20 protein-coding genes are annotated in these 19589 nt (G+C 35.5%); 16 read left to right on the top strand and 4 right to left on the bottom strand.

The annotated features are described in order from the left end of the window. Position 1: 1 nt before the first annotated feature. The 3 genes from OSO01_RS02670 to OSO01_RS02660 form a co-directional block, all read right to left on the bottom strand. Positions 2 to 883: a carbohydrate ABC transporter permease gene (locus tag OSO01_RS02670; RefSeq protein ID WP_147208360.1), complete on the bottom strand. Its 882-nt coding sequence runs from the start codon at positions 881 to 883 to the stop codon at positions 2 to 4. Positions 884 to 968: 85 nt separating this feature from the next. Then, positions 969 to 2237 (bottom strand): ABC transporter substrate-binding protein, encoded by a 1269-nt coding sequence (locus OSO01_RS02665; protein WP_147208358.1) that lies wholly within the window; start codon positions 2235 to 2237, stop codon positions 969 to 971. Positions 2238 to 2332: 95 nt separating this feature from the next. Next, complete coding sequence (locus OSO01_RS02660; protein WP_147208356.1) at positions 2333 to 3307, bottom strand: SIS domain-containing protein; 975 nt, start codon at positions 3305 to 3307, stop codon at positions 2333 to 2335. Positions 3308 to 3646: 339 nt separating this feature from the next. Here OSO01_RS02660 and OSO01_RS02655 point away from each other — a divergent pair, with 339 nt between their 5' ends. The 13 genes from OSO01_RS02655 to OSO01_RS02595 all read left to right on the top strand — a co-directional run bounded on the left by OSO01_RS02655 (position 3647) and on the right by OSO01_RS02595 (position 16455). Further along, complete coding sequence (locus tag OSO01_RS02655; RefSeq protein WP_186813526.1) at positions 3647 to 4336, top strand: GntR family transcriptional regulator; 690 nt, start codon at positions 3647 to 3649, stop codon at positions 4334 to 4336. Between the two features lie 28 nt (positions 4337 to 4364). Then, complete coding sequence (locus tag OSO01_RS02650) at positions 4365 to 5375, top strand: zinc-dependent alcohol dehydrogenase (RefSeq protein WP_147208353.1); 1011 nt, start codon at positions 4365 to 4367, stop codon at positions 5373 to 5375. 13 nt (positions 5376 to 5388) lie between these two features. Then, positions 5389 to 6144, top strand: coding sequence for an SDR family oxidoreductase (locus tag OSO01_RS02645; RefSeq protein WP_147208351.1), 756 nt, complete (start codon positions 5389 to 5391; stop codon positions 6142 to 6144). Between the two features lie 25 nt (positions 6145 to 6169). Further along, complete coding sequence (locus OSO01_RS02640) at positions 6170 to 7423, top strand: enolase C-terminal domain-like protein (RefSeq protein WP_147208349.1); 1254 nt, start codon at positions 6170 to 6172, stop codon at positions 7421 to 7423. A gap of 17 nt (positions 7424 to 7440) precedes the next feature. After that, the gene (locus tag OSO01_RS02635) at positions 7441 to 8427 is read left to right on the top strand and encodes a C4-dicarboxylate TRAP transporter substrate-binding protein (RefSeq protein WP_147208347.1); all 987 of its coding nucleotides are present in this window, start codon (positions 7441 to 7443) and stop codon (positions 8425 to 8427) included. After that, a complete protein-coding gene (locus tag OSO01_RS02630; protein ID WP_147208345.1) occupies positions 8424 to 8906 on the top strand; it encodes a TRAP transporter small permease in 483 nt (160 codons plus the stop codon). The genes OSO01_RS02635 and OSO01_RS02630 overlap by 4 nt, the downstream gene beginning before the upstream one ends. 26 nt (positions 8907 to 8932) lie before the next feature. Beyond that, complete coding sequence (locus OSO01_RS02625) at positions 8933 to 10216, top strand: TRAP transporter large permease (protein ID WP_147208343.1); 1284 nt, start codon at positions 8933 to 8935, stop codon at positions 10214 to 10216. Positions 10217 to 10528: 312 nt separating this feature from the next. Continuing rightward, the gene (locus tag OSO01_RS02620; RefSeq protein WP_147208341.1) at positions 10529 to 11518 is read left to right on the top strand and encodes a C4-dicarboxylate TRAP transporter substrate-binding protein; all 990 of its coding nucleotides are present in this window, start codon (positions 10529 to 10531) and stop codon (positions 11516 to 11518) included. Between the two features lie 31 nt (positions 11519 to 11549). Then, complete coding sequence (locus OSO01_RS02615) at positions 11550 to 12500, top strand: D-2-hydroxyacid dehydrogenase (RefSeq protein WP_147208339.1); 951 nt, start codon at positions 11550 to 11552, stop codon at positions 12498 to 12500. A 215-nt stretch (positions 12501 to 12715) separates the two neighbouring features. Further along, positions 12716 to 13189: an acyl-CoA thioesterase gene (locus OSO01_RS02610; RefSeq protein WP_147208337.1), complete on the top strand. Its 474-nt coding sequence runs from the start codon at positions 12716 to 12718 to the stop codon at positions 13187 to 13189. Between the two features lie 37 nt (positions 13190 to 13226). Next, positions 13227 to 14360: an N-methyl-L-tryptophan oxidase gene (gene solA, locus OSO01_RS02605; protein ID WP_186813525.1), complete on the top strand. Its 1134-nt coding sequence runs from the start codon at positions 13227 to 13229 to the stop codon at positions 14358 to 14360. A 146-nt stretch (positions 14361 to 14506) separates the two neighbouring features. Next, entirely contained in the window at positions 14507 to 15253 is a 747-nt protein-coding gene (locus tag OSO01_RS02600) for a sulfite exporter TauE/SafE family protein (protein WP_147208336.1), read from the top strand. 254 nt (positions 15254 to 15507) lie between these two features. Beyond that, complete coding sequence (locus tag OSO01_RS02595) at positions 15508 to 16455, top strand: bile acid:sodium symporter family protein (protein ID WP_147208334.1); 948 nt, start codon at positions 15508 to 15510, stop codon at positions 16453 to 16455. Positions 16456 to 16501: 46 nt separating this feature from the next. Here OSO01_RS02595 and OSO01_RS02590 read toward each other — a convergent pair whose 3' ends face one another. Further along, the gene (locus OSO01_RS02590) at positions 16502 to 16843 is read right to left on the bottom strand and encodes a hypothetical protein (RefSeq protein ID WP_186813524.1); all 342 of its coding nucleotides are present in this window, start codon (positions 16841 to 16843) and stop codon (positions 16502 to 16504) included. A 301-nt stretch (positions 16844 to 17144) separates the two neighbouring features. Here OSO01_RS02590 and OSO01_RS02585 point away from each other — a divergent pair, with 301 nt between their 5' ends. From OSO01_RS02585 to OSO01_RS02575, 3 genes are all read left to right on the top strand, one after another. Then, positions 17145 to 17951, top strand: coding sequence for a transporter substrate-binding domain-containing protein (locus OSO01_RS02585; protein ID WP_147208332.1), 807 nt, complete (start codon positions 17145 to 17147; stop codon positions 17949 to 17951). A gap of 241 nt (positions 17952 to 18192) precedes the next feature. Continuing rightward, complete coding sequence (locus OSO01_RS02580) at positions 18193 to 18843, top strand: amino acid ABC transporter permease (RefSeq protein WP_147208330.1); 651 nt, start codon at positions 18193 to 18195, stop codon at positions 18841 to 18843. Then, complete coding sequence (locus OSO01_RS02575; protein ID WP_147208328.1) at positions 18843 to 19565, top strand: amino acid ABC transporter ATP-binding protein; 723 nt, start codon at positions 18843 to 18845, stop codon at positions 19563 to 19565. Before OSO01_RS02580 ends, OSO01_RS02575 begins: the two co-directional genes overlap by 1 nt. Positions 19566 to 19589: the final 24 nt, after the last annotated feature.

Raw genomic sequence — 19589 nt, 5'->3', positions numbered from 1 at the left:
ATCAATCTTCCTTTCCGGTCTTAGACACTTTAATTTGAATTAATGCAAAAATGGCAGATAAAAGAAAGGTAAGTGTTGCGATTGTTGACGCGTACCCCATATTGTCTCTGGAGAATCCTGTTTGATACATATGCACTGCGAGTGTCATGGAGCTGTTTCCAGGACCGCCATTTGTTAAAATAAATGGTTCATTGAAAACTAGTATGGATCCAGTAACGGTAATTAATAAATTTACAAACATCGTTTCTTTTACCTGGGGAAGTGTAACACTGAAAAATTTTCGAATCCGTCCGGCACCGTCTATATCAGCAGCTTCATATAATTCGTTAGGAATCTTTTGGATAGCTACAATAAAAAGCATGGTGATCAGACCGATGCTTTGCCATTGAGACATCGCAATAACACTATAAATAGCTGAAGTCGAGTCTCCAAGCCACGGACGCGCCCATGTATCCAAACCCACCAGCTCAAGAAAACTATTTAATAATCCCATTTGCGGATTATAAATAAAACTGAATAGCAGAGCAATTACGGAAATAGATATCATTACCGGAATAAAATAGATTACTCTTAGCGTAGGAGCGACTTTCCGAAATAGTTTATCTTCTAAAATACTTGCTAAAATTAATGCAAAGAAAATTTGGAAAATCACTGATATAATCGCATACTTAAAGTTATTCATGATAGAAACCATAACTATGTCATCTTGAAAGAGCTTTTTTATTTGTGCTAGCCCAACGAATTCCTTCGAATTGGAAAATACATTAAAATCAAAAAAGCTGTTATAAAAATTTTGTACTAATGGTATATAAATGAAAACAGCTAAAAAGAAAACAGAAGGTAGTAAAAATAAAATAGGTGTTAAAGGAAATTTTTTCTTCATAAATTAAACCTACTTTCCTTTTCAAAATAAGTGGAAAGCCCCGACATTCAGATGTCAGGGCAAGCTATTTAATTGTTGTTTCCTTTTAATTTGCAACTTGACTTTGAACTTCTTCTATTATTTGCTCTGGTGTTGTTTGACCAATCGCTAAATCTTGTCCTCCGCGCATAAAGATATCAGCGGTGGTAATATCGACAGCATTATCAAACCAAGGGGCTGTTTCGGAGGAATCTAAAACAATTTGGTATGCCTCGTAGCTCGTTGGGTTTGCATTTTCTTCCGTTACCCCGCCTTCAATCGCATTTAACTGTCCGTCTACTTCTGTAAATTCAGCAGCTGTTTCTTCAGAAGTTAAGAATTTTAAAAATTCTTCAGCTTCTTTTGGAGCATTTTCGCTTAACATCCAGCCTTCTGGAGCACCAGTTAAGGAATCAGCACTGCCATTTCCATCGGTTACTTCTGGAAAATTAAAGAACCCAAAATCCACATCTCCTGCATCTTCTACCATTAAAATTTCTGCAAATTGCATGTAAAGGACAGGTACTTCACCGGCGGAAAACATATTACGTGCAGCTTCATGATCGATCGCTGTGGAAACTTCGCCCATATAGGTAGTCAGTTCTTGAAAGATTTCCAACCCTTTAATATAACTTTCATCTGTAAATGCCGCAGTTTCTGGATTATAGTCTTGTGCTAAGATTTCCGGTTCTACTACACGGTGAAAAATAGTTCCCATATAATGTGAGATTGCCCAAGCATCTGTTAAACCTTCCACAAGCGGTGTCTCATAGCCTGCTGCTTGCAGTTCATCAAGAACTTCAATGAATTCATCATAGGTTTCAGGCGCATCGACGCCTACTTCTTCAAAAATTTCCTTATTGTAGAAAAAGGCTTTTCCATCAATGGTAAATGGTATACCATACGTTGTGTCATCAAAGGTGAATCCTTCGTATTGCGATTCAATAATTTTACCGCTCCAATCCGAGTCACTTTCAATCAGGTCAGTTAATGGTTTGATTCTGCCCGAACTAACAAGGTTTTCAGCAAAAGTATCAGACCAGGAAGAAAAGATGTCTGGCAGGTCATCGTTTGAAACAAGAACACGTACTTTCTCTTTGTAGGAATCGTTCAGAACTGAATCAACGTTAATTTTTACGTTTGGATTGGCTTCTTCAAATTCTTTAATTTTTTGATCATAGAAAGATTTTCTTGGTTCATTTGGCCAACGATGAAAGAAGTCAATAACTACTTCATCCCCACTTGATTCCGCCTCATTGGAAGAGTTAGAACCACAAGCAGCCAGGATGCCAGTGAGTAGCAATACGACTATTAGACAACCAATTCTTTTTTTCATTCTCTCGCCCCATTTTTATACTAGATTTTTAATAGATAGTGTTTAGAGAAAAGATAAAAATAATATATTTTTATCTTTTCTCAAACATTTTATTCTTAATAATCCATTTTCCACATATAACGTCTCACAGATAGAGGGTGACCGGTGTGTTCAGCTAATCCGTCTGCATAAAGGCGTAGAACAGAGCCTGATAAAGCGCTTCCAAAATACTCTTTTAAGTCCGGATCAATACCATCGTAATCTAACTCACGAATATCAACAACTTCTACTTTATCACTGAACTTCTCAGCAAAATCTAATGCCCTTAAATCAAGTGGAGTACTTGGCCCTTCACCAACAACCAGCAAGAAAGGAACATCATAGTCTGTTACTTCAAATGGACCATGGAAGAATTCTCCAGCATGTATTGCATTTGAATTAATCCAAAGCATTTCCATTAGTAGACAACTAGTGAATGAATATGCCTGATGATAGTAAACCCCGCTCGCCATTGTATAAATTAATTTCTCACGTTTATTCTTTCTTCCAAATTGATCAGCAGCTTTTTTGAATTTTTCCTGATTTTTTTCAATTAAAGAGCCAAGGTTTTCAAGCTGCTTTTCTGCCCGCTTATATTTTTCATTATCTGTAATTAATTTAAGTATTCTGAAAAGTAAAGTGTAAAAAATACCAAGTTCGCCATCAATCGCATCTGAGCCATCTTTATAATTGTAATGAAGGATGTACTCTGCATTCTGGCAAAGTGGGGATTCTACTTCCATAGAAATCGCAATGGTTAATGCACCTTTCTTACGGGCGAATGATGAAGCTTCAACAGTTTCGGGAGTTTCCCCGGAATGTGAACGTAAGATAACTAAGCTATTTTCACCCAATGCACTTGGTGAACGATGAATGAATTCGTTTGATGTATAGACAAATGCCGGTACAGCAGTATCTTTGGAAATAAAGTATTCACCAGTTGATAATGATGCCATCGATCCGCCACATGCTACAAAGAATATATTGTCGATTTGTCGTTCTTCAATTGCTTTAATTGCTTTTTGAATCTGTTCCACATGTTCTTTTTTCATAAATAAAATTCCTCCTCTTTTTTTACACACCTATAATGTAACCGTTTACCAAAAACCGTAAATTACACCTCCTTAATTTTATGATGTAATATAACATCATGTTATTTGTATATTACATCATATGACGTTATATGTAAATAGATAAATTTAAATTTTCTTAAAAAATTATTTTATTAATCTTGCTTAAAGTTCATAAAGCTTTTGAACTTCAAGCCCTCTGAAATATAAAAAAGAAGTATCTCTGCAAGTTTTATATAATATAAATTAAGCATTTACAATTGTGAAAATTCATGCTACCATCTGTATATGTTGTATACAAGATGTGTAAGGAGGGATAATATGAGTTTTCCAATTCATCGATTACCTTCTTCTTCTAAAGGAGAGGAGGTTGCAAATTTCATTCGATTTGAAATTATTTCAGGAAAGTTTCAAACGGGAGATAAAATCTCAGAGAATTTTATTGCTTCTACTTATAATACAAGCAGATCTCCAGCGCGGGAAGCTTTGCGTATTTTGCAATATGAGGGCCTCGTTAGTTTAGAGCGGATGGGTGCAGTAGTTCATGGGATGACAAGAGAAGACCTGCAGGAAATCAATGATTTACGTTTGTTATTAGAGGGATTTTGTATGAAAAAATGCGCAAAAGAAGGAGATGAATCTCTATTTGCGCTCCTTAATTTTTTACTAGAACAAATGAAGATCTCAGCAAAAAAAAATGATTTAGTTGAATATTCGCTTCACGATATTGCTTTTCATGAAGCAATTATTGAAGCCAGCAAACATAAACGTTTTATGAATGTGTGGAAGGGCATTAAGAATATTGTCGTTACAACATTATTAATTGCCACAGAAAAAAGGATGGAAATGGCAGAAGAAGAAGCGGAATTTTTGGTAAAAAAATATGAAGACGTTAAACATGAAGATATTGTAGAAACGATGCAAAAAAAAGATATGGAGGGGATTGATCGAACTCTTCGTATTCATTTTGAGGATACCAGAAAAACAGTACTGGACATTCTATTTAAGTAGAAATGCTTGGAAGAGGTGGATTGAAATAATGAAAGCAATTACTTATGCAGGTAAAGAGCAACTATTATTAGAAGAATTAAGTGTTCCTCAAATTACTACTGATGAGGCATTAGTTAAAGTGAAGTATGGTGGTATCTGTGGAACAGACATGATGATTTATGCTGGAGTTCATCCGCGGGCAAAGACTTCATTAGTTATGGGACATGAATTTTCAGGTGAGATTACAAAAATTAGCAGCGGCACATCATTTAAAATAGGGGATAAAGTTGCTATTAATCCAATCCGATACTGTAATGAATGTGAACCATGCAGATTAGGAAATTATCATATTTGTGAGAACTTAAAATATATTGGTATCGATTTACAAGGTGGTTTTGCAGAATATGCAAAAATTCCAATAGAGAATTTACATATCCTCTCCGATAAAGTAAAAGAGGATGAAGCAGCTTTAATAGAACCTTTAGCTGTTGCTATACACACAGTAAGAAGATCCCAATTTAAAGTTGGAGATAATGTTACCATTTTAGGCGCTGGACCAATCGGAATTCTAATTGGCATTATTGCTAAAATATCTGGCGCGGCTGAAGTAATCATTTCTGATGTCAGTAAGTATCGTCTAGAGGTAGCTGAAACATATGGGCTTATCACTGTCAATTCAATGGAAATGGATTTAATTGAAAAGGTAAAAATGACAACAAAGGGAGTAGGATCAGACGTTGTTTTTGAAGTTGCGGGAAACCAAATAACTGCAAATCAAATGATCTCAGCCATTAAGACACAGGGTGAAATTATGGTTGTAAGTGTCTATAAAAAAGCACCGATTATTGATTTAGCAAACATGCATTTTAGAGAACTTTCTCTATCCACTACGAGATGCTTTTCCCCTAAAGATTTTGAAGCTGCAATTAAATTTATGGAGGAAGGAAGAATTGATATTTCCAGGCTGATTAGTCACCGCTTACCAATCGAATCATTTAAAGAAGGGTTCGAATTGGTGAAAGAGTCAAAAAATTCATTAAAATTGCTATTTGAGCTATAAGGAGGAATGAAAAATGGCTATCCAAATTAATTTAGAAAATAAAGTAGCGGTAGTTACTGGAGCAACAAGGGGAATTGGAAAAGCGATAGCAATTGGATTAGCAGAAGCTGGAGCTGATATTGCACTGATTCAACGCTCAACAGACATAACTGTACAAGAAGAAATTAAGGGATTAGGAAGAAATTGTGAAATAATAGAATGCGATTTAAGTGATTTAAAGAGAGTCAGAGAAGTAATTCCAGAAGTCAAGAAAAAAATGGAATCTGTTGATATATTAATAAATTGTGCAGGTATTCAACGAAGATACCCGGCAGTAGATTTTCCTGAGCACGAGTGGGATGCTGTGATTGATGTGAATTTAAAATCTGTATGGATTCTTTGTCAAGAAGCAGGCAAAATAATGACCACTCAGCAACGCGGAAAGATTATAAATGTAGCTTCTTTAGTTTCCTTTCAGGGAGGTATTCTTGTTCCTGCGTATACTGCAGCAAAAGGAGCAGTTGGTCAACTGACAAAAGAATTAGCTAATGAATGGTCTTCCTTGGGAGTGAATGTTAATGCCCTTGTACCAGGCTATTTTGCTACTGAAATGAATACAGCACTTATAAATGATCCAGAACGCAGCAAACAAATTCTAGATAGAATACCTGCCGGGAGATGGGGGGACCCAAATGATATGAAAGGGGCAGCCGTATTTTTAGCATCATCTTTAGCTGATTATATTCATGGACATTTATTAGCAGTGGACGGTGGATGGTTAGCGAGATAGAAAAATTAATTAGGGAGAATGAATAATGAAGAAACTTGAGATTAAAGATGTAAAGGTATTTATTACTGCACCAAATAATATTAATTTAGTTGTTGTAAAAATAATCACAAATAAAGAGGGATTATATGGTTTAGGCTGCGCCACATTTTCACAACGGGCCTTTACTGTAAAAAGTGCCTTAGAAGATTATTTAAAACCATTTTTAATAGGGAAAAATCCTGAAAATATTGAAGATATCTGGCAGTCAACCAATGTAAGCGGTTACTGGAGGAATGGTCCAGTAGTTAATAATGCTATATCTGGAATTGATATGGCTTTATGGGATATTAAAGGGAAGGTAGCTGATTTACCAGTTTACTCTTTGGTTGGGGGAAAGTCGAGAGATGGGATTGCTTTATATCCTCATGTTGATGGAGGAACTGTAGAAGAAGTCGAAGCTAATGTTAGAGAAGCACTGAAAGAAGGTTATCAGCATGTACGCTGTCAGATGGGGATGTACGGCGGTGCTGGCACAAATGATACAGGATTAATATCTAAGAAAATGAAAAAAGCAGAACATTTTAAGTTGAAAAAGTCTCCTGAAAACAGAAGAAGTGGAGAGTATTTCGATCCTGAATTTTATGCGAAAAATGTAGAAGAATTATTTAAACATCTACGTAATAGTTTAGGGAATAATTTTGAAATCATTCATGACATTCATGAAAGAATACCACCTATTGAAGCAATACGTTTGGCTAAAAAATTAGAAAAATATGATTTGTTTTATCTTGAAGATCCTTTTTCGCCGGAAAATGCAGATTGGCTGAAGGTTTTACGAGAACAGGTTTCTACCCCTATCGCTATGGGTGAATTATTTACACACCCGAATGATTGGAAGGAGTTAATTATTAATAAACGCATTGATTTTATTCGAGCTCATGTAAGTGCAATTGGCGGATTGACTCCAGCAAGAAAACTGGCTAGTTTTGGAGAAATGTTTGGAGTACGTACGGCATGGCATGGGCCTGGCGATCTTTCACCGGTAGGGGTAATGGCTAACTTCCATTTGGATTATGCAGTTAATAATTTTGGTATTCAGGAATGGACACCGACCAATGAAGCTCTTGATAATGTATTCCCGAATGATTTGGAAATAAAGAAAGGATATGCATATTTAAATGATCAACCAGGTCTCGGAGTAGAGTTTAATGAAGAAATAGCTAAAGAATATCCGCCGATTAATTCATTACCTGAATGGACATTGGCGAGAACGCCTGATGGAACTTCTGTTAAACCGTAAATTAGAGGAGTGGAACGATGACAAAGAATTTATTAATGATCAGCATGTTAAGTATGATACTTTTACTAATTGCTTGCGGTTCTGATAATGATGCAGATGCTGGCGATTATACTTTGAGATTAGGAATAACTCAAAATGATCAGAATGCAGAATTTAAAGGAGTGGAAACATTCAAAGAGGGAGTTGAAAAGAGAACTGAAGGAGAGGTTACTGTTGAATTGTATCATAGTGATCAGTTAGCAAATGTACCGGATTTAGTTGAACAGGCCTCCATGGGGAATAGTGTGGGTACGATTTCAGATGCTGCAATGCTTGGAGATCTAAAAAAAGAATTTTATATCTTACAGTCACCGTATATGTTTGATAGTTATGATCAAATAGGTAAAGTTACAGAATCTGAATTATATCAAGGATGGGTAGAAGACTTTGCCGACCAGGGAATTCGTATCCTTTCTTTTAATTATTATTTGGGAGAAAGAAATTTAGCTACTACAAGTGAGGTTACATCTGCTGCTGATCTAAGAAGTAATGTTATCCGGACCAGTGGAGCACAAATTGTTGATGAGACTATTTCTTCAATGGGAGCCTCTCCAAGTGGAATGCCATGGACAGAAGCTTATCCTGGATTAGAACAAGGGGTTATTAATGGGGTAGAAGCTCATAACCTGGCGATTTATGAATCTAGTATGTATGAAGTAATCAATCATATTGCAAAAACGAATCATTATCAACTCGTATCAGCACTGATTGTAAGTGAAGATTGGTATGATAATTTACCTGAAGAATATCAGGAAATTGTTATAGAAGAAGCTGAAAAATCCGGAGAAGCAGCTGCTGAATTAGCCTTAGAGCAATCAAGAGAGTATGAAGAGCTCATGGGCGAATATGGAGTTGAGTTTCATGAAGTAGACAGAGAAGAATTTAGAGAGTTAACAGAACAAGTATATGAAAAGCTTGATATGACTGAGATTAGGGAGGAAGTGCTAGAGGTGTTGAACCAATGATTGTAGAAAAGATAAGAGTTGGTTGGATTAAAATAGAAGAGAGCTTAACAACATGGTTATTATTACTGCTAGTTGGTTTGGTATTTATGGAAGTTGTTGTTCGTGCATTTGGCAGTCCAACAACCTGGTCAGTGGGATTAGCTCAGTTAGTCTTTATTTGGGTTATATTTTTGGGAGCTAATCAAGCTCTTAGAAACCATGCTCATGTAGGTGTTGATGCAATTAATTACTTTTTAAAGCCTAAATTGAGATTAATCACAGAAATGATAATGAATGTTTTGATGATACTGTTTTTATTTTTTCTTATTTACTATGGCAGTGATATGGTTATATCATCAACAGGTCGCCTTATCACAGGAACATCAATACCTTATTGGACAGTAACTTTAGCCATTCCTATAGGTAGTGTTCTGATGTTGTTGACTACATTGGGACAAATTTGGGGGAAATGGAGAAGGATGCAGGGCAAAGTTGAATAAAGGTAAAGAGCGAAGGAGATAAAGATATGACTATCATGTTAATTATATTTTTTGTTTTACTTTTTTTGAATATGCCAGTTGCATTTGCAATCGGAATTTCAGGTGTTGCTTATTTCTTTTTAGCAGATATCCCTAATTCGCTGGCTATTCAACAGTTTGCTACGGGTACACAGTCATTCCCATTACTGGCAGTTCCATTCTTTGTATTAGCCGGTCATATTTTAAATGCTTCTGGAATAACAAGCAGATTAATAAAATTTGCAAATGATTTAACCGGTCATATGATTGGTGGACTAGCACAAGCTTCTGTTTTGTTGAGTGCAATGATGGGTGGAATATCCGGATCTGCTACTGCGGATGCAGCAATGCAAAGTAGAATCATGACTAATGATATGTTGAGAAGAGGTTATTCAAAAGGCTTTTCAACAGGATTAATTTCTGTGAGTTCAATTATAACGGCTACATTTCCTCCAAGTATTGGTTTAATCCTATATGGATTTATTGGAGGAGTTTCGATTAATAAACTTTTTATTGCGGGTATTATACCTGGAATAATTTTGACACTGGTATTAATGATAAGTGTATATTTTGTTGCCAAAAAGAATAATTATGATCAGGATAATGAATTTAATCCGCCCACATTAAAAGAAGTTGTAATTAGTTTTAAGGATTGTATATGGGCAATTTTATTTCCGATATTATTAATTATCGGGATTCGATTCGGTTTATTTTCTGCTTCAGAAGGTGGAGCAGTGGCGGTTGTTTATGCAATGACTGTAGGATTTTTATTTCATAAGGAACTGACTTGGAAAAAACTAAAAATATGTTTAAAAGATGCAGTAACAGATAACAGTATGATTATGTTAATTATAGCATCTGCTTCCATTTTTAGTTATGTTATAGCTTTTGAAAATTTCCCAAGGACAATGTCTCAATTCGTTACTGGTATTACTGAGAATCCACAGTTGTTATTTTTATTAATTTTATTATTTGTATTTATCGCTGGTCTGTTTATGGAGGCTACTGCAAATAATTTAATGTTAACTCCTATATTTCTTCCAATTGCAGAAATGGCAGGAATTGATCCCGTTCATTTCGGTGTAATCTTGGTTGTTCTTATCACATTTGGAGGTATGACACCACCTCTGGGAGTCACTATGTTTGCTGTATTATCAATAACTAAAACTGGAGTAGTTGAGTACACAAAAGGTGCTTTACCTTTTATATTAACAGTTTTGACAGTTATCATTTTATTAGCGATGTTCCCAAGTGTAGTATTATTTTTACCGAATTTGTTATTGGGTCCATAGATAATAAATATAAATATTTTAGTAGGCTTAAGTTGTATACAACGTATGTATATAAAGAAAGAATTTAAAAATTAAGTATCCCATGCAGCGATCATAAATTATTCGCTGCATGGAGGTATAGTAACAAAAAGAAGCTGAAGATAATTGTATTGAATATTTAAGTAGTATAAGATTTTTGTTTATCTAAAATAAAATCCATATATAGGAATGGCTTTAACAAATCTAGTAAAGTTATATGGATACTGTTGAAATGATAAAAAAAATACAAATTCTATAAACACGTAATGAATTAAATAATAGGGGTGTTTTAAAATGAAAAAATTGTATTGTTTTTTGTTGTTAACTGTTAGTCTAAGTATTTTAGCTGCTTGTGGTTCGAAATCAACGGAGGGTAGTAATGCAGAGTATACGTTACGTCTGGGAGTCACGCAAAATGAACAGAATGCTGAGTACCAGGCAATATTTCAATTTAAAGAAGCTGTGGAAGAAAGGACAGAAGGAGCAATTGAAGTAGAAACCTATCATAGTGATCAATTAGCGAATATTCCGGATTTAATTGAACAAGCTTCTATAGGAGCTGATGTGGGAACAGTTTCGGATGCAGCTCAATTAAGTGATTTGAAAAAAGAATTTTCTATTATACAGTCTCCTTTTATGTTCGAAGATACTAGTGATATTGAACGTTTTGTGGAGTCTGACTTATATCAGGAATGGGTAGAAGAATTTACTGAGCAGGGAATTAGAATTCTTTCATTTAATTTTCAATTAGGAGAAAGAAACTTAGCAACAACGCATCCAGTTACAAACGCTGCTGATTTTAAAGGCTCTGTAATAAGAACAAGTGGGGCAGAAATTGTAAACGCTACCATATCAGCTATGGGAGGATCACCTACTGGTATGCCGTGGACGGAAGCTTATCCTGGTTTAGAACAGGGAGTGATTGATGGAGTAGAGGCTCACAATACAGCTATCTATGAGTCAAGTATGTATGAAGTAATCAATCATATTGCAAAAACAAATCATTACCAGTTAGTTTCAGCACTAATTGTCAGTGAGAAGTGGTTCGATAGTTTACCGGAAGAGTATCAAGAGATTGTGTTGGAAGAAGCCAAAGCTGCGGGAGAGAGGGCTTCTGAAATGAGTTTGGAATCTTCTATAGAGTATGAAGAGTTAATGAAAGAAGCGGGTGTTGAGTTTCATGAGGTAGACCGTGAGGAGTTTAAAGAACTGGCCGACAGTGTATATGAAACAATGGGATTACAAGAAATAAGAGATGAGGTAAATGCAGTATTAGGAAAATAAGCTGAACCAAAAATTGACAGGAGGAATTCACTTGAAGATATTAGCAACGGCTGAATTACCGCAAGAAAACCGACTGAAGTTAAAAAACTTGTTCCCAGAGGATGAATTCATCTTTTGTAGCAATATGGAAGAGGCGGAAGCTTACCTTTCAAATGTTGAGATTTTAATAACCTATGGTAATGATTTAACAGAACCTCTAATTCAAAAAGCATCTAAATTAAAGTGGATAATGGTTATTGCCGCTGGTGTTGACCAGCTTCCATTTGAAGAGATAAATAAAAGGGGTATCCTGGTTACAAGTGCTAAAGGCATCCATAAAGCGCCAATGTCTGAATATGTATTCTTTGTATTAATGTTGGTTTATAGAAAAGGAAAAGTATTAATAGAAAATGAGAAAAATAAAATTTGGACAAGAGATATTCATATGGAAGAGATAACGAACAAAACAATGTTGATTGCTGGAACTGGAGTCTTAGGAAGAGAAATTGCAAAAATAGCAAAAGCTTTTCAAATGAAAACTATTGGAGTTTCAAGAAGCGGGAGACAAATAGAGTATTTTGATAAGAACATTGCTTTTAAAGAGATGAATAAGTATTTGAATGAAGCAGATTTTATAGTTTCTATACTTCCAAGTACTCCAGAGACTAAAGGCTTCTTTCAGTATAAACATTTTGAATTAATGCCTGAACATGCAGTATTTGTAAATATAGGAAGAGGAGATGCAGTCAGCGGGGAAGATGTACTAAAAGCTGTGTGTGAAAAGGAAATATCCCATGCAGTATTAGATGTATTTGAACAAGAACCTCTTCCAAAGAATCATCCATTTTGGGAGGAAGAAAATATTACCGTAACTACTCATTTATCAGGGGTTTCTCCGCATTATTTCGACAGAGCATTAGAGATATTTTCTGAGAACTTTAAGAAATATAAAAGTAATAGTAAAGATATGATTAATATTGTTGATGTAATACAAGGTTACTAGTATTGCGGATATCCAATAAATTAAAATCTTTTTTTCAATACAACAAGCATTAACTAAGATAAATTCCTATTGTCAACGAATTATGATGATAGGAATTTTTTAGTTTTTATAAACCTTGCAAATTAATTTACCGAATACTTAATGCTATAATTTATATAGAGAATTATTATACATCAATTTAAATTGCTAGTTTTAAGAAACAGGAGGAAATAGAAATGACACAAGCATGGCATCAGTATAAAATGCGCGTACAATACAAGGACACCGATCAAATGGGAGTAGTTCATCACGGAAATTATATTACCTGGTTTGAGGTTGGGCGAACAGAGTGGATGAGACACTTTGAAATGTCCTATCACGCTCTTGAAGAACAGGGCCTGCTTTTACCGGTATTGGATGCAAGTGCTGTTTATAAAAGTTCTGCAAGATTTGATGATTTGGTTGTATTGTTTACACGTATTGAGCAGTATTCACCAATTCGTCTTGCTTTTGAATATGAGGCCAGAAGAATTACGGAAGAGGATTGGAAAGCAAATGGGATGCGGAGCGCTACAGCAGATGAGCCTTACGGTGAGTTGCTGACAACAGGAAAAACAACGCATATGTGGGTGAATGAAGCATGGAAGCCTGTAAAGCTTCGCAAGAATCATCCAGAGATTTACGAACAAATTAAAAGAATTGCTGAGTAGAAAAAACCGCAGAGATGAGTGAAGGGAGATGGTAAAGATGATATATGACGTTATTATTATTGGTGCCGGATCCATGGGGATGTCAGCCGGCTGTTATTTAACGGAATCCGGTCAGACGGTGGCATTGATTGATTCTTATGAACCTCCTCATAATGAAGGTTCGCATCATGGAGGAACAAGACTGATTCGGCATGCCTATGGAGAAGGCGGTAATTATGTTCCTTTGGCTTTATATTCACAAAAACTATGGGAAGAGTTGGAAGAAAAAACGGAAGAAAGGATATTTTCAAAGACAGGCATTCTTAACTTTGGCTCAAAAGGAAATGAATTTTTAGAAACAGTACGAAAATCAGCAGAGGAATATAATCTTTCTTTAGAAGTGATGACAGCAGAAGAAATTAATAGACGCTGGCAGGGGTTCCAATTAAAGGATGGAATGATTGGTTATTTTGAGAAAAATTCTGGTGTACTGTTCAGTGAAAATATTGTTCGGGCTTATCGGGTATTGGCAGAAAAAAATGGTGCAGATTTATATACAAACAGTTATGTACAAGGTGTCGAAATGACAGCTGATCAAGTTACAGTGAAATTAACAAATAGTGAAGTCAAAGGGAAGAAGCTGCTTATCTCCGCCGGTAAGGGTACTAATCAAGTAACGCGTATGCTCGGTATTAATTTGCCTCTTACTCCAGTTCGTAAGACGTTTTCCTGGTTCAAGGCAGAGGAATCAAATTATAAAGAAGGATTGTTTCCCGGCTGGGGATATATTGATGAGGAAAGTACATATTATGGTTTTCCAAGTATTGATGGAGCTGGTATAAAAATCGGCAGGCATGACGGGGGTCATCTCTTAAAGAATCATGAAGAACTGGAGCCATTTAGCACATTTCCAGAAGATGAACAAGAAACACTTTCTTTTGCACATAAGTATTTTTCTGAGGATATCGAGCTGAAGGAGGGAAGAGTGTGTACGTATACACTTACTCCAGATGAAGATTTTATTATTGATTATTTACCAGGATATGATAATGTTCTTGTTGCTTGCGGGTTCTCCGGTCATGGTTTTAAATTCAGCAGCGGTATTGGGGAAAGCTTAGCAAAAATGCTGATGGATAAAGAGCCTGCTGTAAGTTTAGAGAGCTTTCGTTTAAATCGATTTGATTATCAATAATAGCATAGTAGAAAAGGTATAGCCTCATAGATTGTGTGTATACCTTTTCTGTGTGTTTATATATGTTCATAGAATTAATCCCTTTTTATTATTTGTTAAATAGATAGGATTGAGACGGGAATAATAGAATTTAAAGGAGAAGAAAGATGCTAGAGCTCGAATTACTGGATTGGCTGATAATCGGTTTATGTGCTTTACTGATTGGTTTCTCAAAATCCGGGCTGCCAAACATGATTATTTTAGTAGTTACGTTAATTATGTTTGTTCTTCCGGCAAGAGAATCAGTCGGGTTTTTACTGCCGATGCTTTTGATTGGTGATTTATTTGCAGTTACATACTACAGAAGAAATGTTGTATGGAAATATTTAATAAGTCTCATTCCATGGGTGCTAATAGGAATTATCAGCGGCTTTTTCGTTTTGCAAAATATTGGAGATGGATGGTTGAAGCCGATGATTGGTGTGATTGTATTAGTGATGATTGCACTAAATTTAATTCGGCAAAAGCTTGGAGCCCGTTTTAACGAGATACTGCCAAATTCGTTTCTATTTATTGTTTTTATTGGGGTGCTTGGCGGTTTTACGACGATGGTCGGAAATGCTGCTGGTGCAATTATGACCATTTATTTGTTAGTAAAAGGGCTGCCGAAGAAAGAGCTGATTGGAACAGGAGCCTGGTTCTTTTTAACAGTGAATTTGATTAAGTTTCCTTTTTATGTTCACTTGGAAATTATTACACTGAATACACTTTCTGTTAATATGATGCTGATACCAATTATATTAATTGGAGCGTTTACAGGAGCAAGAGTACTGAAATATATTCCACAGCGCGTATTTACTATTTTAATTTTGGTTCTCGCCACTCTTGGTGGGTTGAATCTTATTTTTAATTAAAAAAATTTTAACAGCTGTTTTCAAGCATTTTTAACATAAATAGACTGTTGGATAATATTATATAAATGTAAAAATATTTCAATTTAATATAGACATAATTATCAGAGTTTTGGTATGATATAGAACATCTCTTATTTTTAAAAGGATAGAAATTAAAAGCGAATTCTATTGATTTCGTCCTTCTGTAATATTAGATTGTTTTGATTTTTCTGACAACAGAGCTGTCAGAAAAATTACTTTAGGAGGATTTGGAAGTGAAGGTTTTAGAAAGAATCAGTAGTATTGCAGGAAATACATTTGCTGCTTGGGTAATTCTATTTGCGGTTGTCAGTTTCCTGTTTCCAGGCGGGTTTACCTGGATTGCACCACATGTAAGTATTTTATTAGGAATTATTATGTTTGGAATGGGGTTAACGCTTACGCCCAAAGATTTTAAGGAAGTATTAAAAGCTCCCAAAAGTGTATTTATCACTGTGCTTGCGCAATATATTATTATGCCGCTGTTGGCATATGGATTATCTATTGCTTTTCAATTGCCCCCGGAGGTCGCAGTAGGTGTGATTCTGGTAGGGTGTGCACCAGGCGGAACTGCATCTAATGTAATTACTTACTTAGCAAAAGGGAATACAGCTTTGTCTGTATCAGCAACAACCGTTTCTACGTTACTTGCGCCAGTTTTAACGCCTGCTTTAACACTTTTATTAGCGAATCAATGGATGCCGGTTTCTTTTAAGGAAATGTTTATTCAGATATTGCAGGTTGTACTTCTTCCAATTATTTTAGGTTTTGTCATCCGCTTATTATTCAGCAAACAGGTAGAAAAAAGTATTTCTGTACTTCCGCTTGTTTCCGTTATTGGTATTGTTGCAGTTGCCGCAGCAGTAGTATCCGTAAATAAGGATGCAGTTGCAACATCAGGGTTACTCATTTTTGGTGTTGTTGTGCTGCATAATATACTAGGCTTGTTACTTGGGTTTGTTACAGCAAGACTCTTTAAACTAAACTTTTCAGATCAAAAGGCGGTATCCATCGAGGTTGGTATGCAGAACTCTGGACTGGCCTCTACATTGGCTTTGACATTCTTTTCAGCTACACCAATTGCTGCCGTACCAAGTGTTATCTTCAGCATATGGCATAATATTTCAGGGCCAATCCTTGCAACGTACTGGTCAAAATATGGCGAGAAAAAGAATAATACTTAACAAGAAAGTCTCTGGAGATAGAAAAAGCTATCTGCCAGAGACTTTTTTAATGTATTGATTGATTTAATTCATCTATTTCCTGGTTGGATAAACTTTTCCCATAAAGCGTTACATTCCCATCTGATATAGCTTTTACAGGGATTTGTCCATCTATTAATGCGCTGCCAGGAATAATAGAGGGGATTGGATCCGTTATTTGCTTACCCTCTATATCATAAAAAAGAAAACCTTCCTTTTCATCAATTATAAAAGAATTGACCTTGATATTTGGAGAGATAATCAATGTTAATTTATCTGTATCACTCCAGATTAACTTCACTAACATTTTCTTCTTACGTTTCTTTTCAACAAATACTTTCCATTCCAGAATAGAGATATTATCCTGCATATTGATACAACGCCCCCTGTAATCTTGATTTATCTGTAATTGAAATCCATAGAAACAGTTTAACAGATTTCATTTATTTTTACTTTAAAACCTAACTTTTGCCATAACTATGTGAAAAGGAAAGAATTTTTGAAGATTTCCGAGTTTAAAGACAGTAAGTGATGGGTAAAGACTTAAAATCACAGAATTCCCCTATATTTTCAGAAATATGGGTTAAAAGTGAATTTTTAATAAAAATGGAATTTTGTTATACTTAGAGTTATCCACAGAATTAAAATCAAATAACAGGGGGTAATTTTTGATGTTTAGAAAAAAGAAAAGTTGGATTTTTATGCTGGCACTTATTTCATTATTAGTTTTAGCTGCATGTGGCAGTGGTGATGATTCTGCAGGGGATGACGCAGATTCAGACAATGGTGATTATGATTTAAATGATTCGTACACTGTTGTAAGCGATAACTCTTTCGTACCATTTGAATTTATGGAGGATGGAGAGCTGGTAGGCTTTGATATTGAATTAATTACTGCAATCGCAGAAGAGGCTGGATTTGAAATTGATGGCGAGATTCAAACAACGAATTTTGATGGTATTATTCCAGGTTTGCAGACTGGCCAATTTGAAATTGCGGTTGCTGGAATAAGTATTACGGAAGAAAGAAAAGGTACAGTTGATTTTAGTGATCCTTATTATGAATCAGGGATTACTATAGCTGTACCAGAGGATAATGAGGATATTAATAGTTTGGAAGATTTAGAAGGTAAAACGATTGCAACCAGGTTAGGATCTACCAGTGCACAATTTTTGGAGGAAAATTTAGAGGAGAAGCAAATTGACCCTTATGAACAGCTGGATCAGGTATATATGTCTGTTGAAAATGGTAATGCCGATGCGGCAGTATATGACCTGCCTAATGTAGAGTACTATATTGCCACAACGGGTGATGGGCTAAAAGCAGTTGGTGAAACATATCAGGCAGAAGATTATGGGATTGCAATTGCAAAAGGGAATGAAGATTTAGTAGCTGCGATTAATGATGCTTTAGCTACATTACATGAAAATGGGACATATGATGAGATTTATGATAAGTGGTTTGGTTCTTCAGAGTAATATCAAAGATAACTATCTGGTTATTAAAAGAATGAAAGGTAGCTTTTCTATAGGAGTTAATTGCTTCTTCACACATAATAAAAAATTTAATTTAAAATTGTGATGTGATGACAGTTAAATAAAATTTTTTTAGAAATATTTGCTAACCGAAAATTATTGATACATTTGACTTTGCAGGATGGGATAAGGAGCTGGCAATCCATGCACGGCTCCTTATTTTATTGATTAGAGAGGTGAGAGAATGTTTGATTTTGGTCAGGTAATTGATTTTTTACCGCAGTTAGGTAAAGGTTTATATTATACTTTATTAATTTCAATTGTTGGTTTGTTAATTGGATTTATATTGGGGGCTATATTTGGTCTGGGAAGAATATCTAAAAATAAATTCTTTTTTATTATCGCATCTATTTATGTAGAAGTTATTCGAGGCACACCAGTACTTGTTCAGGCTATTTGGCTTTACTTCGCACTACCAATTATTCTGCAATTCCAAATGGCTTCGATTACTGCGGGGATTGTTGTTATCGCAATAAACTCTGGAGCGTATATTGCGGAGATTGTACGCGGATCTGTTGATTCCATTAATAAGGGCCAGATGGAGGCGGGACGTTCTCTGGGATTGAATAAGCACCAGACTATGCGCTATATTATTTGGCCGCAGGCTTTTAAGCGGATGATACCGCCGCTTGGTAACCAATTTATTATTAGTATTAAGGATACCTCCTTATTGTCCGTTATTTTAGTTCCAGAATTAATGTTCCAGGGCAGATATATTGCATCGAATCATTTTAATGCAGTCGAGATTTATACAACAGTAGCTTTGTTTTACTTAGTAATTAATTTTAGCCTGTCCTTATTACTGCGTTATATAGAAAGAAGGTTGAATTACTAATGATAACTGTACAGGATTTACACAAAAGCTTTGGAGATAATGAAGTTTTAAAGGGAATTAACTGTGAGGTAGAAGAAAAAGAAGTAGTATGTGTTATTGGTCCAAGTGGATCAGGTAAAAGTACTTTTTTACGTTGTTTAAATTTATTAGAGGATATTACAAGCGGAAATGTTATTGTTGATGGCTATAATTTAAAGGATAAGACAACAGATATTAATATGATTCGCACCGAAGTGGGGATGGTATTCCAGCAATTTAATTTATTTCCACATAAAACTGTGATTGAAAATGTAATGCTTGCTCCTCGGAAAGTCCGTAAGATTTCTGTACAAGAGGCAAGGGAGCGTGGAGAAGCGTTGCTGAAAAAGGTAGGTCTCGCAGAGAAGGCGGATCAGTATCCGGCACAATTATCAGGGGGACAGCAGCAGCGTGTAGCAATAGCGCGTGCACTTGCGATGGAACCGAAACTGATGCTTTTCGATGAACCGACTTCAGCACTTGACCCGGAGCTTGTTGGAGAAGTTCTGGAGGTAATGAAACAATTGGCAAAAGAGGGAATGACCATGGTTGTGGTGACACACGAAATGGGATTTGCCAGAGAGGTTGCTGACAGGGTAATGTTTATGGATGAGGGTATTATTATGGAAGAAGATACACCGGAAATTATCTTTACAAATCCAGCTTCGGAACGGACGAAGAACTTTTTAAATAAAGTTTTATAATATAGGGTAAGGCAGGTTTATGGA

Source organism: Oceanobacillus sojae (assembly GCF_007991515.1).
In the GTDB taxonomy this organism is placed as follows: domain Bacteria; phylum Bacillota; class Bacilli; order Bacillales; family Amphibacillaceae; genus Oceanobacillus; species Oceanobacillus sojae.
The sequence above is the reverse complement of the archived record's forward strand: the minus strand, read 5'-3'. Positions and strand labels throughout refer to the sequence as shown.